The sequence below is a fragment of the Ferrovibrio sp. genome (assembly GCF_965278975.1).
GTDB lineage: Bacteria > Pseudomonadota > Alphaproteobacteria > Ferrovibrionales > Ferrovibrionaceae > Ferrovibrio.
Genome location: NZ_OZ257126.1, coordinates 4451510 through 4466099 on the forward strand (window position 1 = coordinate 4451510; position 14590 = coordinate 4466099).

Below are 14590 nucleotides of genomic sequence, written 5' to 3' on the forward strand. Positions count from 1 at the left end.
CGTCTCAATCATCTTTACGTCATGCCCGCGCCACCCTTCGGGTCTGTGCGCCCACGAACGCCGTCGGGCGTTCGCGCGCTTACAGGGCATCCCATTGTATCGACAAAATGGGACCCTCGCTTTCGCGAGGGTGACGGCTTGTTTACTGCCCCCCCAAACGAAAAAACGCCGCGGGATCGCTCCCGCGGCGTTCTGGTGTCAGCGCGTGGCTGCTTAGTCCTTCACAACGCCATTGGCGAGCGTGAACTGGTCGGCGCGTGCCTTGTAGGTCAGGCCCTTGCGGGTGGCCCAGGGCGTCACTTCGATATGCAGCGGGATCAGGGCGTAATCGTCCATCGCCATCTTGGAGCCCTTCTGCAGCAGCGCCTCACGCTTCTTGTCGTCGACGGTGCTGAGCGCCTCTTCCAGCACGGCATCCATCGCCGGGTTGGAATAGCGGCCCTTGTTGGTGGTGCCCATGCCCTTGTCGCGGTTCGGCGTGGCGACCAGCGCGCGCAGCGGATCCGACATTTCGCCGGTGCCCGCACCCCAGCCCGCGAGATAGGCCGAGTACTTGAACTCGTCGCGGTTCTTGAAGAACACGTTGCGGGTCACGGCATCGACCTTGGTCTTAACGCCGATGCGGGTCCATTGCGAAGCCACCGCCTGGGCCACTTCGGCATCGTTGATGTAGCGGTCGTTCGGGGTGCCGAGCGTGATGGAGAAGCCGTTCGGATAGCCGGCTTCGGCCAGCAGCTTCTTCGCCGCCTCGACATCATACGGATCGATCTTGGCATCCTTGCGGGTGCCGAACATCGGGAACGGGATGAAATCGGCGGTCGGCTGGCCAAGGCCCTCCATGATGCGGCTGGCGATGGCATCGCGGTTGATCGCCTGCGACAGCGCCTGGCGCACCTTGCGGTCCTTCAGCGGATTCTTGCCCGCCGGCACGTCGGAAACGGTGACCGGAGCATCGGTGAAGCTGTCGAGATGAATGTAGATCAGACGGTTCGACACCGCCTGGCTGATCTTCACATTCGGATTCTCGCGCAGCTTCTTCATGTCGGCCGGCGGCGGGTTCTCCACCATGTCGACATCGCCCGCGAGCAGGGCGGCGACGCGCGAGGCGTCGTTTGACATCGGGCGGAAGGTCACCTTCTCCCAGCGCGCCTTGTCGCCCCAGTAATCCTTGTTGCCGGCCAGCACCAGGCGGTTGCCGCGCACCCATTCAACGAACTTGTAGGGGCCGGTGCCAACCAGGCCCTCGCCCTTCGACAGGGCTTCGGTGGTCATGCCTTCGGCCACATCCGGCTTGGCGGCCTTCGACGACATGATGTAGACGCGGCTCATGTCGGTCGGCAGCAGCGGATACGGCGCCTTGGTGGAGAGATGCAGGGTGAACTCGTCCACCACCTTGATCTCGGTGATCGGGCGCGTGTAGATCGACAGCGACGACGGGCTGTTCGGCACCTTCGGCGGACGGTTCAGCGAGAACACCACATCGGCGGCGGTGAAGGGCGAGCCGTCATGGAACTTGACGCCCTTGCGCAGCTTGAATTCCCAGGTCGTTTCGCTGATCGGCTTCCAGCTTTCGGCCAGGCCCGGCACCAGCTTCTGGTTCTCGTCCTGGAAGGTCAGGGTATCGAACAGATGCTGCGCGATCTGATGGTTCGGGGTCAGGTTATGGTAATGCGGGTCGAGCGCGCTCGGCTCGGCCGACAGGCCGATCTTAAGCTCCTGTGCCTGGGCCTGGGCCGGCAGCACGGAGAGCGCCATGCCGAGGCCGAAAACAGCCGTGCTGGCGAGTAGATGGAAAGACCTGCGGGTCGGGTGGCGTCGCATCGTTACAACCTCCTGTCAGGGCGCGTTTATGCGCCAGTTACCAGAAGATTGCCCCAGCCCCGCCTGTGAATACAAGAGCCCAGAGAGCCTACCGGGAGAGGAATCAGGCCCCTACCCCAGTGGCGATGCCTGTACCGATGGGGCAGGACACGCCGGTGCCGCCAAGGCCGCAATAGCCGCCCGGATTCTTGCCCAGATACTGCTGGTGATAATCCTCGGCGTAATAGAAGAGCGGCGCGTCCAGGATTTCGGTGGTGATGCGGCCCCGCTTGGCGGCGTTCAGCGCGCCCTGATAGGCCTTGAGCGACGCTTCCGCCGCGCTTCGTTGTTCGGGCGTGGTGACATAGATGCCGGAGCGGTATTGCGTGCCGACATCGTTGCCCTGGCGCATGCCCTGGGTCGGGTCATGGCTTTCCCAGAAGGTGCGAAGCAAGGCATCGAAGCTGACCAGCTTGGGGTCATAGACAACCAGCACCACTTCGTTATGGCCGGTGAGGCCGCTGCATACTTCCTCATAGGTCGGATTCGGCGTGTAGCCGGCGGCATAGCCGACCGCCGTGCTGTAGACCCCGGGAAGCTGCCAGAACTTGCGCTCGGCGCCCCAGAAGCAGCCCAGGCCGAAAATCACCTGCTGCAGCCCTTCCGGGAACGGCGCCTGCAACGGCCGGCCATTGATGAAATGCTTCTGCGGCACCGGCATGGTCTCGGCGCGGCCCTTCAGGGCGCGGGCCGGCTCGGGCATGGCGGTCTTGTGGCGCGGAGTCATGAAGAACATGGCGGACCTCCTGGGGGTCTTGTCTCTCTGTTACTGCCAATGTGGCCCTTGTCCGCCCAGGGTCAAGCACCCTTTCCATTCACAGGCCAGTTACATACCGGAAGTAGCCAATTCTACCGCCCCAGCCCTGTTCAGGGCTGGCAGGCGGGGTTAGGGTGCACACGAACGATCCCCCCGTTCAATATCCCCCATCCAATCCCGGCCCGACGCTTAAATCCCCGCCCGAGAAATGTCCCTGCTCACCCCGCTGTTCGGCCAAGGCAACCGCCGTGGCGTCATGTCGATGGTCGTCGGCATGATGCTGTTCGTCTCCAACGACACGCTGATCAAGCTGGCTGGCGAGCATACCTCGCTGGGCCAAGTGCTGCTGGTGCGCGGCATCGTCGCCAATCTGCTGATTCTGCTGCTGGCCTGGAGCAACGGCCTGCTGCCGCAGCTCGGCCTGGTGTTGCAGAAAATCGTGATCGGCCGTGGCATCCTCGATCTGCTGGCTTCCGTGCTCTACCTGGCGGCGCTGTTCAAGATGCCGATCGCCAATATCAGCGCCATCGGCATGACCTCGCCGCTGGCGCTTACCGCCGTGGCAGCGGTGGTGCTGCATGAAAGCGTCGGCTGGCGGCGCTGGACCGCCGTGGTCTGCGGCTTCGGCGGCGTGCTGCTGATCGTGCAGCCGAGCGCGGAAGGCTTCAATGTCTGGTCGCTGGTGGCACTGGCTTCCGTGGTGTTCATCGTCGCGCGCGACATGATCACGCGCCAGGTCAGCCTCGGTATCCCCTCGCTGATCGTCACCATGGGCACCTCCGTGCTGGTGATGATCGGCGGCGGCATCATGACGGTGGCGGAAGGCTGGCAGCCGATGGACCTGCATACCCTGCTGCTGCTGGCCTTCGCTGCCTGCTTCCTGATCGGCGGCTACCAGATGGTGATCGATGCCATGCGCCATGGCGATTTGTCGCTGGTTTCGCCGTTCCGCTATGTGGCGCTGATCTTCTCGCTGCTGTTCGGCTACCTGGTCTGGGGCGACTGGCCCAACCTGTGGGCCTGGATCGGCATCCTGGTGGTGGTCGGCTCCGGCCTCTATGTGCTGCACCGCGAACGCGTGCGGCGCCTGCAACTGCGCCAGAACCAGCCATAAATACTGGCGGTTTTCCGCCACAGCCCAGCGAGTTCCGGTTCCCGCCCGGGTTTCCCCGGATCAGGCTGGATATGACAGCCGTTTTGCAATACCTTCCGCCCGCACCCGGAGGGACCCGGGCAGGCTCATTTTCATTTATCTTCGGAGGAAATCATGGCGTTGGTGTCGATGCGGCAGCTTTTGGATCACGCCGCCGAGCACGGCTACGGTCTGCCGGCTTTCAACGTCAACAACATGGAACAGGTCCGCGCCATCATGGACGCGGCCAACGAGACCAACAGCCCGGTGATCCTGCAGGGCTCGGCCGGCGCGCGCAAATATGCCGGCGAGCATTTCCTGCGCCACCTGGTGGTCGCCGCCGTCGAAGCCTATCCGCATATCCCGGTGGTGATGCACCAGGATCACGGCGCCTCGCCGGCGATCTGCATCGCCGCGATCCGCTCGGGCTTTTCCAGCGTGATGATGGATGGCTCGCTGAAGGAAGACGCCAAGACCCCGTCCGACTACGAATACAACGTCGCCGTGACCAAGAAGGTTACCGACCTGGCGCATAGCATCGGCGTCACCGTGGAAGGCGAACTCGGCTGCCTCGGCTCGCTCGAAACCATGCGCGGTGACAAGGAAGACGGCCATGGCGCCGAAGGCACCATGACACGCGAGATGCTGCTGACCGATCCGACCGAAGCGGCCAATTTCGTCGCCGAGACCCAGTGCGACGCGCTTGCCATCGCGATTGGCACCTCGCACGGCGCCTACAAGTTCTCGCGCCAGCCGACCGGCGATATCCTCGCCATCGACCGCATCAAGGAAATCAACAAGCGCATCCCCAACACCCATCTGGTGATGCACGGCTCCTCCTCGGTGCCGCAGGAATTGCTGGCCGAGATTCGCCAGTATGGCGGCGAACTGAAGGAAACCTACGGCGTGCCGGTGAGCGAAATCCAGGAAGCCATCAAGTATGGCGTGCGCAAGGTGAATATCGACACCGATATCCGCCTCGCCATGACCGCCGCGATCCGCAAGCACCTCGCCACCAAGAAGAGCGAGTTCGACCCGCGCAAGTATCTCGCCGATGCCCAGAAGGCGGCGACCGAAGTGTGCAAGGCGCGCTACATCTCGTTCGGCTGCGCCGGCATGGCCGGCAAGATCACCCCGGTGGACCTGGAAGAGATGTCGCGCCGCTATGCCACCGGCAAGCTGAAGCAGACGGTGAACTGATTTCCGCCGCTGCGGGCGGAGGTGAACTGATTTCCGCCGCACCAGCGCGGAACCTGAAAAAGCCGGGGCGGAAACCCCGGCTTTTTTGTCGCCCGGGCAGCGCCAAGGTCGCTTGACAAGGCGGCGCCACGCTCTTATGTCTGCCGCCGCGCCTGAGGCTGCCTATGGCGGGGTAGCTCAGTGGTAGAGCAAAGGACTCATAAGCCTTGGGTCGGCGGTTCAATCCCGCCCCCCGCTACCACTCAAATCGCCTACCCTGAACTCTTTGGGTACACGGTATGGATTTGAGTGGTAAGACTAGCTGTCTCTGGCGCATATCTTAATGAAATCAGCCGGTTGGGTGGAAAACACCCAACCGGCTGATGCCTTTTTAGCCCCCAGGAATACGCTCCTGTTGCTTTTGCGCCGCCGTAGACCGTATGGCAAGACGCTCTACCTTGCTAAGCTCGTCCGCCTTGCTGAAGAGTCTCCCACTTCGCGATGGCGGCGCGAATTTCCGCCAGCTTCTCGTGCGGCACTCGGATCGCCAGGGGGTATCGATTTGGTGTCACCTGGAAAGCCAGTGCAATTTGTCCCTCGGCTGAAGGGCTGGTGGCAAATCCATAGCATGGCAGATCAAGGATATTTGGCGCGGGCATAGCGGGAGCGTGGCCCATGATAGCGGCGATCAGGGCAGCGCCGCTCATCCCATCCAGCCGCAGCGTCACAACCTCGCTGCCGCCGGCGTTAATCTCCACGTCAATCGTCGTCTCGGTGCGGCCCGTGACCCTAATCCTCTCAACGCCGACTGCCATTTCTCCCTCCATCTAGGTCGCTTGCAGCATATCGCGACCGCCATGCCCCTGCCACTTGCTGCTTAATGTCGCGCACAACAAGTATGTCGCCAATCCGCCGTTTCTAAAGGTAGGCTATCAGAGGAAAACTGGCCCCCCCCCGCACCAGCCTCAGGCGCCGATTTCCCCTGAAAAATCTGAATTGATCTAAGCAGCCAGCGTTAAGCCGCCCGCGCCGCCGTCTCCCGCGCGATCCAGCCGCCGCCGAGCAGGCGTTCGCCGTCATACATCACGCCGGCCTGGCCGGGTGCGACGCCGTATTCCGGCTGCGCCAGGTCTAGCCGCGCTTCGCCGGGGGCGCTGCCAGGATAGAGCACCGCCGCCACCGCCGGCTGCGCCGAGCGCAGCTTCACCTGCACGGCGCGGCCCTGCTCGCTGAGCGGTTCGGCGGCGAGCCAGTTGAGGCCGATGAGGCGCACATGGCTCTGGGCCAAAGCCGGCTTGGGGCCGACGATGACGCGGCGCTGCCCGGCCTCGATGCGCACCACATAAAGCGGTTCGTGATGCGCGATGCCGAGGCCCTTGCGCTGGCCCACGGTGTAGTGGATCACGCCCTCATGGCGGCCGAGCACCTGGCCATCGATATGCACGATATCGCCGGGTTCGGCTGCCGCCGGGCGCAGCCGCGTCACCACGCGGGCATAATCACCTTCCGGCACGAAACAGATATCCTGGCTGTCCGGCTTGTCGGCCACCAGCAGGCCGAGATCGGTGGCAATCGCCCGCACGGCGGGCTTTTCCATGTCGCCGAGCGGAAAGCGCAGGTAATCGAGCTGCTCGCGTGTCGTCGTGTAGAGAAAATAGCTCTGGTCACGGCGCGGGTCGCGGCCCTGATGCATCTCGGCGCCATGCGGCCCCAGCAGGCGGCGGACATAATGCCCGGTGGCGAGGCAATCGGCATCGAGGTCGCGGGCAGCAGCCAGCAGGTCGCGGAACTTGACCGTCTGGTTGCAGCGGATGCAGGGAATCGGGGTTTCGCCGCGCATGTAGGAATCGGCGAAATCGTCGATCACGCTCTGGCGGAAGCGGCTTTCGTAATCCAGCACATAATGCGGCATGTCGAGCCGGGCGGCGACGCTGCGGGCATCGTGGATATCCTGCCCGGCGCAGCAGGCGCCCTTGCGGCGGATCGCCTCGCCATGATCGTAGAGTTGCAGCGTGATGCCGACCACGTCATAGCCCTGGCGCTTCAGCAGCCCGGCCACCACCGAACTGTCGACGCCGCCGGACATCGCCACGACCACGCGGGTCTGGGCTTCAGGCTTGGCAAAACCGAGGGAATTCATGGGGGCGCACTATAGGGTGGCCGGCCCCCGAGGCAAGCGCGGATCGTTAATCCGGGTACAAAAGAGGGTAAAAAGCGCTTGCGGGCGGTCCGCCGATGTGTATAGTCCGCCGCCTACATAGCTCCTTGCTGGGGTTCCGCCTGGAATCCCGGCTAGGTCCGACCCGCCGGCGCATGGGGCGTTTGGCATCGGACCGCTAACAGCCAGAAGGAGAGCTGCACGATGGCGTTCTACGAGAACGTTTTCATCGCACGTCAGGATATCTCGACCGCACAGGTCGAGACCATGGCGGCGCAATTCACCGACATCATCAAGGGCCAGGGCGGCGAAGTCACCAAGACTGAAAATTGGGGCCTGCGCAACCTGACCTACCGCATCAAGAAGAACAAGAAGGGCCACTACGTCCTTCTGAACATCACCGCCGAGGGCGGCGCGGTGGCCGAGTTGGAGCGCAACATGCGCATCAACGAAGACATCCTGCGCTACATGACCGTGCGCGTGGAAGCTCTGGAGGAAGGCCCCTCCGTGATGCTGCAGAACAAGAACCGCGAAGACCGTCCGCGCCGTGAAGGCGACCGCTTCGACCGCGGTGACCGTTTCGATCGTGGTGACCGCGGCGACCGTGGTGATCGTGGCGACCGTCGCCCACGCGACCGTGATGACTCCACCGGGGAGACTGAATAATGGCTTTCCAGCAGCGTGGTTCCTCGCAGGGTGGTGAACGTCGTGGTGGTGCCGGTGGCGCAGGTGGTGGTGCTGGCGGCGCGGCGCGTCGTCCGTTCTTCCGCCGTCGTAAGACCTGCCCGTTCTCCGGCGCCAATGCGCCCAAGATCGACTACAAGGATGTGAAGCTGCTGTCGCGCTTCATCTCCGAGCGCGGCAAGATCGTGCCGTCGCGTATCACTGCAGTTTCGGCCAAGAAGCAGCGCGAGCTGGCGACCGCCATCAAGCGCGCGCGCAACCTGGCCCTGCTGCCGTTCGTCATCAAGTGATGTGAGTAAGGCCGGGCGGCCCCAGTTCTGGTTCCGCCCGGTTAGTGTGGCGTCGCGATGACTCGCAGTCTCGTCTTCGGCCTGCTTGCCGGCATAGCCAGCGCCCTGCTGGTGATGACCGCTGCGGTTGGCCCGCTTGGATTGATGCTCGGGTATCTGGCCCCGCTGCCGTTGTTCTTCGCCGGCCTTACCAAAGGCGTTGGCGCGGCAACCTGGGCGGTGGCTACCGGCACGCTGGTGTCGGGCTTCAATGGCCTGCAGGCTTCGGTGGTGTTCGCACTGCTGTTCGGTCTGCCGGCACTCTGGCTGGTGCGGCAGGCCCTGCTCGCCCGTCCGGCCGAGGAAGCGGAAAGCGGCGCCAATGTGGTTGATGGCCTCGACTGGTATCCGGTCGGCGGCCTGATTTTGCGGTTGGCGGGTTGGGCCGGGCTCCTGTTTGCCCTAGCCCTGCTTGCCACGGCGGGCCGCGAAGGCGGCTTGCCGGGCGTGCTGCAGCCGGTGCTGGCGCAGTTCTTTGCCGTGATGCAGCCCGAAGGCGGGCAGCAGACGGCGCAGGACCTGGCGGCAACGGCCTCGCGGTTGATGCCGGCGGTGGTGGCCATGAGCTGGCTCACCATGCTGACCATCAACGGCACCCTGGCCCAGGGGCTGGCGGTGCTGGTGAAGCAGAACACCCGGCCGACGCCGCAATACGCCGCGTTGACCTTGCCGCGCTTTCTTGCCATAGCACTGGCGGGCGCGGTCGGGGTGGCGCTGCTGCTGCCGCAGGAGACGCGTTTCATCGCTGCCACGGCGGCGGCGATCCTCGCCTTCCCCTATTTTCTGCAGGGGCTGGCGGTGGTGCATGCGCTGGCCGGCAGGGCGCCGGCGACGGGTTTGATTTTGGCGGCGTTCTACGCGGCCTTGGTGGTGGCTAGCGCACTGGTTGGAATACTGGTGGTGGGCCTGGGATTGATCGAGGAATGGGCGGGTTTCCGCCGGCGTGTCGCCGGGGCAGGAACCAGCCGGGAGAGTGACTGATGGACGTGATCCTTTTGCAGCGGGTCGAGAAGCTCGGCCAGATGGGCGATGTGGTGAAGGTGAAGGACGGCTTTGCCCGTAACTTCCTGCTGCCGCGCAAGAAGGCGCTGCGCGCCACTGCCGCCAACAAGGCCCAGTTCGAGACGCAGCGGGCCCAGCTCGAAGCGCAGAATCTGGCGCAGCGCGGCGAAGCCGAGAAGGTGGCCGAAAAGATGGCCGGCCTGTCCGTGACCATCCTGCGCCAGGCTGGCGACAGCGGCCAGCTCTATGGCTCGGTCAGCGCCCGCGACATCGCCGAAGCCGCCACCGAGGCCGGCTTCACCATCGGTCGTGGCCAGGTGGTGCTCACCACCCCGATCAAGACCATCGGCATCTCGGAATTGCAGGTCGTGCTGCATCCGGAAGTCAGCCTCAGCATCAAGGTGAACGTGGCCCGCTCGGCCTCCGAAGCCGAAGCCCAGGCCGGCACCGGCGAAGCCTTCTTCGAGGCTCCGGAAGCCGAGGAAGGCGAAGAGACCGAGGAAGCCGAGGCGTAAGCCTCGACGACCGCGCATCGGCGCTCAAGATCAGCCCGCCGGAATCTTTCCGGCGGGTTTTTCTTTTGCCGCAATCGTACCACTCGTCACCCTCGGGCTTGACCCGAGGGTCTCCTGCCCGGCTATACACGCTCCTGCTGTAGCTGTGGATAAGCATCCGCAAGGCATTGATATTCGTGGGCTAGTTTTCCACTGCCACGCAGTGGTGGATAAACCACCGAATACCTTCGCGCTCCCACGCCCGCTTCCCTTTAATGCCGCACCCGGCTTCCCTCGTCATCGGTCTGTCATTCCGCCGTCATGAACGCACCTGTATCGCTCCCCGCCTCTCCCGCCGCCAACAGCGACGAGCCGGCCTATCGCACGCCGCCGCACAACCTGGATGCCGAGCAGGAACTGCTCGGCGCCGTGCTGGTGAACAACGACGCGGCGCACCGCGTCTCGGGTTTCTTAAGGCCGGAGCATTTCCACAACGAGGCGCATCGCCGCATCTATGAAGCGGCGCTGACCCTGGTGGAGCGCGGCGAGATCGCCAACCCGGTGACGCTGAAGGCGTATTTCGAGCGCGACGAATTGCTGGCCCAGGTCGGCGGCACCTCCTACCTCGCCCGCCTCGCCGCCGCCGCCACCACGGTGATCAATGCCGAGGATTACGCCCGCGTGATCCACGACCTTGCCATGCGGCGCGAACTGATCCGCGTCGGCGAGGACATGGTGAACCGCGCCTATGATCCCAAGGTGGATGAAGCGGCGCGCGGCCAGATCGAGGATGCCGAGCAGCAGCTGTTCAAGCTTGCCGACGAGGGCAATGCGGAAGGCGGCTTCATCGCCTTCAAGGATTCCATGCGCCAGTCGATCGAGATGATCGACGCGGCCTGGAAGAAGGGCGGCATGAGCGGCGTCGAGACGCTGCTCAAAGACCTCGACGGCAAACTCGGCGGCCTGCACAAGAGCGATCTGCTGATCCTCGCCGGCCGCCCCTCCATGGGAAAAACGGCGTTGGCCACCAACATGGCCTTCAATGCCGCCAAACTGTATTTCGAAAGCGGCGGCGAGCGCGGCGCCCCGGTCGCCTTCTTCTCGCTCGAAATGTCGGCCGAGCAGCTCGCCACGCGTATTCTCTCCGAGCAGAGCGGCGTCACCTCGGAAAAGCTGCGGCGCGGCGAAATCAGTGAAGAGGAATTCAGCCGCCAGATCGTGCCCACGGCCAAGCTGCTGAGCCAGGTGCCGTTCTATATCGACGATACCGGCGCGATCTCGATCTCGCTGCTGCGCAGCCGCGCGCGGCGCTTGAAGCGCACCGCCAATATCGGCCTGATCATCGTGGATTACCTGCAGCTGGTGCGCGGCTCGAATTCGCGCCGCAACGACAACCGCGTGCAGGAAATCTCGGAAGTGACCCAGGCGCTGAAGGCGCTGGCGAAAGACCTCAACGTGCCGGTAGTGGCGCTGTCGCAGCTTTCCCGTGCCGTGGAAAGCCGTGACGACAAGCGGCCGCAGCTTTCGGATTTGCGTGAATCAGGCGCCATCGAGCAGGACGCCGACGTGGTCATGTTCGTCTACCGCGAAGAATATTACGAGATGCGCAAGCAGCCCACCGAAGGCACGCCCGAGCATGCCGTGTGGCAGGACAAGATGGCGCGCATCGCCAATCTGGCCGAAGTGATCGTCGGCAAGCAGCGCCATGGCCCGATCGGCCGCGTGGTGCTGCATTTCGAGCCGAACCTGACCCGCTTCAGCGACTATGCCGGCCCGGATCACTTGCCCGAAAGCTACGGTGATTGACCTGCGTCAAGGCACGGCTGGCAAGGCCGTGCCATGCTGTTTCCATCGCGCAGAGAAGGAAGCAGCCCATGTCGCATTACCACGCCGTCGTCTGGCTCGACCATGCCGAAGCCCGCATCTTCCAGTTTAGTCGCGAGGAAGCGGAAAAGCTTACCGTGCATGGCCACAAGCATCACCTGCACCACAAGGCCGGCAAGCCCGGTGCCGGCAAGCAGGCCATCGACCCCGGCTTCTTCGATGCCATCGCTGCCGCGCTTGATGGCAGCAGCGAAATCCTGGTGCTCGGCCCCGGCAATGCCAAGCTGGAATTCATCCGCTACGCGCATCGCGCCAAGCCGCAGCTTGAAGCTCGCATCGCCGGCGTCGAAACCGTGGACCATCCCACCGATGGCCAGATCGTTGCCTATGCGCGCAAGTATTTCATCGCCGAGGACCGCATGCGGCCGCTGCTGGCACACCCGGCCTGAGCCGCGATAAGCCCGCCTTATCGGTTGCCATAGCAAGGAACGATTTGCGCGCCTCCCGGTCTCTGGCCGATGCTGGGCCCTGCCCTTCATCCTGCCGGAGCCGTCATGGCCGCCAATCCCGATGCCATCGCCGCCTATGCCAGCCTGCTGACGCCAGCGCAATGCGGCGCGGCGCTGGTGTTCATGCCCGGCAGCGGTGCCGGCCTCGGCTCGGCGGCGCGCGCCCATGGCCGTTTCCTGCTCGATGCCGATGCACTGGATGGCTGGCTGCTTGGCCTGCTGCTGCCCGGTGCCGACCGTTTCGCCGCGCTGGCGACGCCGAATTATTTCCTCGCCGCGCATCTCGCCAGGCATCGCCCGGATCTCGGCATCCGCTATGTCGCCGCGCTTGATCTCACCGGCTGGATCGCAGCACAGCTTCCCAGCCGCCACCGCATCGGCCTGATCGGCGGCGGCGAGATGCCGGCCTGGCTGCTCACCGGCCTGCAAGCCGCCTTGCCGCAAACCACCCTGGCGCAAGCCGCATGGCTGGCGCTCGATACCGAAGCGCATCGCCTGCGCCAGGCCAAGGCGCCTCGTGACCTAGCACGGCATGAAGCCGCCGCCGCGCTCTGCGACCACCTGTTCGCCGCCATCCCGGCGTTTCTGGTGAAACAGCCCGGCGCGCCGCGCCTGCAGGAACTGATCCGCCGCGAAGCCTATGACCAGGGCTGCAACGATTGCCGCTCATGGATTTCATACGGGCCGATGGGCAGCGATGCCGATATCATGGCGCCCGATCCGGCGCAGCGCCTGGACAGCAGCACCAGCAGCGTCACCGTCGGCCTGATGCTGACCCTGGATGGCGCCTTCGGCCATGCCATCCGCAGCTACAGTCTCGGCCCCGCCCCTGCCGCGCTGCTGGCGGCGCATGACGCGCTGCTCGCCGCCGGCGACCGGCTGTTTCAGGGCCTGCGGCCCGCCTATGCAGGGTCCGGCAATGCAGGGTCCGGCCCGAACGCGGCCCAGCACATCGCCACGCTGGGGGCCGAGGCCCGCGCCGAGCTGGCGGCGCGCGGCTATCCTCAAGGGTTTGCCTTCCGGCTCGGCCATGCGCTGGGCTATGCCTACGAAGACCCGCCGCTCTCCGCCCTGTTCCAGCAGCCTTTCGACCGCACCAGCAACCATGCGGTTGCCGCCGCGCCGGAAACCCTGGTGGCGCCGAGCCTGTTCGAGCTGCATCCCAGCCTGCAATTGCCCGGCCTCGGCCTGATCGCCCAGGGCGACATGCTGCTGGTGGAGCCGGAGGCCAACCGCTGGGCGCTCAAGACCCCACGCGCCATCATTCCGGTGTGAAACAGCCGAAATCAGCGTGAAACGGCGAAATGTTCCCGGAGTGTTTCACGTGAAACACCGGTAGTGTCTCAGTTTGAAATGGGAAAGAAGTCAGGGCAGTTTTGCATCCGTAGGTAGATAATCCGCTTTCGGACTATTTGTATGAGTGGTTAACTTTCTCAGCTTTTTGAGGGAGTGATTCGTGACGAACCAACTTTCTTTAGACTTCGTGGATCACGTCCATGGGGGTGAAGTCATCCGTCAGCGGGCGAGCGACGGCTATGTGAATGCTACGGCAATGTGTAAAGCCGCCGGTCGCGAATGGCGTAGATACGCCGAACTTAAAACCACCAGCGAATTTATTGATGCTCTGGCGCTGGATGCCGGGATTCCCGGCGCCCAGCTTTTCCACACGACCTACGGCACCCCCGGCGGGGATGCCAGAAATCAGGGAACGTGGGTCCATCCTCAGATTGCGATCCACTTAGCCCAATGGCTTTCTCCACAATTCGCAGTGAAGGTCACTCAGTGGGTGTTTGAGTGGATGTCGGGGATGGGTTCCCCGATGGCCACCCGACGCGCTAGCTACGATTTTATGAAACGGTATCACCTGAATGCTGATCGGGTTGATCACGGATACTTTTCCATCATCGGAGAATTATACGTCCGCATTCATGGCGAGTTAGAACACCTCGGATATGTGCTACCAGAGCGCGCACCGGATGGCAAAATCCTGCGGCCTGACATCAGTGTCGGGCAATCCTTCCCCAAGTGGCTGGAAGAGAAATATCCGGGCATGTCTGAGAAGCGGAAAAAATATGGACACGTTCTGCCTGACGGCATGATTGTCGAGGCATGGCAGTATCACAACTCCGTTTGGCCTCAGTTCGTGGAATTTATGAAAACTGCATGGCTACCGCAGCGAGCCATAACTTATTTCAAAGAGCGTGATCCAGAAGCCATTCCGTTCATTGAACAGGTAGTTGCGAAATTGCCTGCCCCTGAGAATTACCCCGCATTGCCTCCGTCTTAATCCGCCAGCGCCGCGATTTCTTCCAGCGACCACACATGATCGGCAACACCGGCCTGCATCGCCGGGGTGACGCGCAGGGTCTTATGGATGCGGCCAAAGTTGTAATACATGAAATGCAGCGAGACGGCCAAAGCGTGGTTCTCGACCTTCTTTGAAAACGCATTGGTCAGGCGAGTAGACCGGCGCATGGACATACGCATGGTCAGGTTCTGCCGTTCAACATGGCTGGTGCTGATATGCGCGATAGAGGGGTTGCCCTCAATCACGTCCTTGCGGGCGCCAGTGCAGGTAGCCGGGCTGTAGCGGCGCTGGCCTTCCACGGTCTGGCTGTACCGCCTCACCCCAGCCCGGCCCCTTGACGGAAGCGGGGCACGG

Annotated in this window: 14 protein-coding genes, 1 tRNA gene and 1 pseudogene; 11 read left to right on the forward strand and 5 right to left on the reverse strand. The window is 63.7% G+C overall.

Going from position 1 to position 14590, the window contains the following annotated elements; translation table 11 throughout:
- Nucleotides 1-213 precede the first annotated feature (213 nt).
- Nucleotides 214-1821: an ABC transporter substrate-binding protein gene (locus ACQY7X_RS21475; RefSeq protein ID WP_428247535.1), complete on the reverse strand. Its 1608-nt coding sequence runs from the start codon at nucleotides 1819-1821 to the stop codon at nucleotides 214-216.
- Between the two features lie 103 nt (nucleotides 1822-1924).
- The gene (gene msrA / locus ACQY7X_RS21480) at nucleotides 1925-2596 is read right to left on the reverse strand and encodes a peptide-methionine (S)-S-oxide reductase MsrA (protein ID WP_428247536.1); all 672 of its coding nucleotides are present in this window, start codon (nucleotides 2594-2596) and stop codon (nucleotides 1925-1927) included.
- 229 nt (nucleotides 2597-2825) lie between these two features.
- Here msrA and ACQY7X_RS21485 point away from each other — a divergent pair, with 229 nt between their 5' ends.
- From ACQY7X_RS21485 to ACQY7X_RS21495, 3 genes are all read left to right on the forward strand, one after another.
- A complete protein-coding gene (locus tag ACQY7X_RS21485) occupies nucleotides 2826-3731 on the forward strand; it encodes a DMT family transporter (RefSeq protein WP_428247537.1) in 906 nt (301 codons plus the stop codon).
- A gap of 153 nt (nucleotides 3732-3884) precedes the next feature.
- Complete coding sequence (gene fba / locus ACQY7X_RS21490) at nucleotides 3885-4949, forward strand: class II fructose-bisphosphate aldolase (RefSeq protein ID WP_428247538.1); 1065 nt, start codon at nucleotides 3885-3887, stop codon at nucleotides 4947-4949.
- A gap of 166 nt (nucleotides 4950-5115) precedes the next feature.
- Nucleotides 5116-5190, forward strand: a tRNA-Met gene (locus tag ACQY7X_RS21495).
- A gap of 199 nt (nucleotides 5191-5389) precedes the next feature.
- Here the strand turns inward: ACQY7X_RS21495 and ACQY7X_RS21500 are convergent.
- Together ACQY7X_RS21500 and mnmA are read right to left on the reverse strand one after the other, a co-directional pair.
- A complete protein-coding gene (locus ACQY7X_RS21500) occupies nucleotides 5390-5743 on the reverse strand; it encodes a hypothetical protein (protein WP_428247539.1) in 354 nt (117 codons plus the stop codon).
- 200 nt (nucleotides 5744-5943) lie between these two features.
- Entirely contained in the window at nucleotides 5944-7068 is a 1125-nt protein-coding gene (mnmA, locus tag ACQY7X_RS21505) for a tRNA 2-thiouridine(34) synthase MnmA (protein WP_428247540.1), read from the reverse strand.
- 222 nt (nucleotides 7069-7290) lie between these two features.
- On the opposite strand from mnmA, the gene rpsF reads away from it, so the two are divergent.
- The 8 genes from rpsF (at nucleotide 7291) to ACQY7X_RS21545 (ending at nucleotide 14215) form a co-directional block, all read left to right on the forward strand.
- Complete coding sequence (rpsF, locus tag ACQY7X_RS21510; RefSeq protein ID WP_428247541.1) at nucleotides 7291-7752, forward strand: 30S ribosomal protein S6; 462 nt, start codon at nucleotides 7291-7293, stop codon at nucleotides 7750-7752.
- On the forward strand, nucleotides 7752-8060 hold the full coding sequence (rpsR, locus tag ACQY7X_RS21515; RefSeq protein ID WP_428247542.1) for a 30S ribosomal protein S18: 309 nt from the start codon (nucleotides 7752-7754) through the stop codon (nucleotides 8058-8060). Before rpsF ends, rpsR begins: the two co-directional genes overlap by 1 nt.
- A 57-nt stretch (nucleotides 8061-8117) precedes the next feature.
- Nucleotides 8118-9080 (forward strand): DUF2232 domain-containing protein, encoded by a 963-nt coding sequence (locus ACQY7X_RS21520; RefSeq protein ID WP_428247543.1) that lies wholly within the window; start codon nucleotides 8118-8120, stop codon nucleotides 9078-9080.
- On the forward strand, nucleotides 9080-9616 hold the full coding sequence (gene rplI, locus ACQY7X_RS21525) for a 50S ribosomal protein L9 (RefSeq protein WP_428247544.1): 537 nt from the start codon (nucleotides 9080-9082) through the stop codon (nucleotides 9614-9616). Before ACQY7X_RS21520 ends, rplI begins: the two co-directional genes overlap by 1 nt.
- A 300-nt stretch (nucleotides 9617-9916) precedes the next feature.
- The gene (locus ACQY7X_RS21530; RefSeq protein ID WP_428247545.1) at nucleotides 9917-11401 is read left to right on the forward strand and encodes a replicative DNA helicase; all 1485 of its coding nucleotides are present in this window, start codon (nucleotides 9917-9919) and stop codon (nucleotides 11399-11401) included.
- A gap of 68 nt (nucleotides 11402-11469) precedes the next feature.
- A complete protein-coding gene (locus ACQY7X_RS21535; protein WP_428247546.1) occupies nucleotides 11470-11868 on the forward strand; it encodes a hypothetical protein in 399 nt (132 codons plus the stop codon).
- 105 nt (nucleotides 11869-11973) lie between these two features.
- Entirely contained in the window at nucleotides 11974-13203 is a 1230-nt protein-coding gene (locus tag ACQY7X_RS21540) for a M24 family metallopeptidase (protein WP_428247547.1), read from the forward strand.
- A gap of 181 nt (nucleotides 13204-13384) precedes the next feature.
- On the forward strand, nucleotides 13385-14215 hold the full coding sequence (locus ACQY7X_RS21545) for a KilA-N domain-containing protein (protein WP_428247548.1): 831 nt from the start codon (nucleotides 13385-13387) through the stop codon (nucleotides 14213-14215).
- On the opposite strand, the pseudogene ACQY7X_RS21550 reads toward ACQY7X_RS21545, so the two are convergent.
- Nucleotides 14212-14496 (reverse strand): annotated as a pseudogene (locus tag ACQY7X_RS21550) (IS1 family transposase); the annotation flags it as partial. The gene ACQY7X_RS21545 and the pseudogene ACQY7X_RS21550 overlap by 4 nt on opposite strands.
- Nucleotides 14497-14590 lie beyond the last annotated feature (94 nt).

What these genes read in the sequence shown, in the direction of transcription:
- ACQY7X_RS21540 (WP_428247547.1), top strand. Translation starts at nt 11,974, where the DNA reads ATGGCCGCCAATCCCGATGCCATCGCCGCCTATGCCAGCCTGCTGACG.
- ACQY7X_RS21530 (WP_428247545.1), top strand. Translation starts at nt 9,917, where the DNA reads ATGAACGCACCTGTATCGCTCCCCGCCTCTCCCGCCGCCAACAGCGAC.
- ACQY7X_RS21500 (WP_428247539.1), bottom strand. Translation starts at nt 5,743, where the DNA reads ATGGCAGTCGGCGTTGAGAGGATTAGGGTCACGGGCCGCACCGAGACG.
- mnmA (WP_428247540.1), bottom strand. Translation starts at nt 7,068, where the DNA reads ATGAATTCCCTCGGTTTTGCCAAGCCTGAAGCCCAGACCCGCGTGGTC.
- ACQY7X_RS21520 (WP_428247543.1), top strand. Translation starts at nt 8,118, where the DNA reads ATGACTCGCAGTCTCGTCTTCGGCCTGCTTGCCGGCATAGCCAGCGCC.
- rpsR (WP_428247542.1), top strand. Translation starts at nt 7,752, where the DNA reads ATGGCTTTCCAGCAGCGTGGTTCCTCGCAGGGTGGTGAACGTCGTGGT.
- fba (WP_428247538.1), top strand. Translation starts at nt 3,885, where the DNA reads ATGGCGTTGGTGTCGATGCGGCAGCTTTTGGATCACGCCGCCGAGCAC.
- rpsF (WP_428247541.1), top strand. Translation starts at nt 7,291, where the DNA reads ATGGCGTTCTACGAGAACGTTTTCATCGCACGTCAGGATATCTCGACC.
- msrA (WP_428247536.1), bottom strand. Translation starts at nt 2,596, where the DNA reads ATGTTCTTCATGACTCCGCGCCACAAGACCGCCATGCCCGAGCCGGCC.
- ACQY7X_RS21485 (WP_428247537.1), top strand. Translation starts at nt 2,826, where the DNA reads ATGTCCCTGCTCACCCCGCTGTTCGGCCAAGGCAACCGCCGTGGCGTC.
- ACQY7X_RS21535 (WP_428247546.1), top strand. Translation starts at nt 11,470, where the DNA reads ATGTCGCATTACCACGCCGTCGTCTGGCTCGACCATGCCGAAGCCCGC.
- rplI (WP_428247544.1), top strand. Translation starts at nt 9,080, where the DNA reads ATGGACGTGATCCTTTTGCAGCGGGTCGAGAAGCTCGGCCAGATGGGC.
- ACQY7X_RS21475 (WP_428247535.1), bottom strand. Translation starts at nt 1,821, where the DNA reads ATGCGACGCCACCCGACCCGCAGGTCTTTCCATCTACTCGCCAGCACG.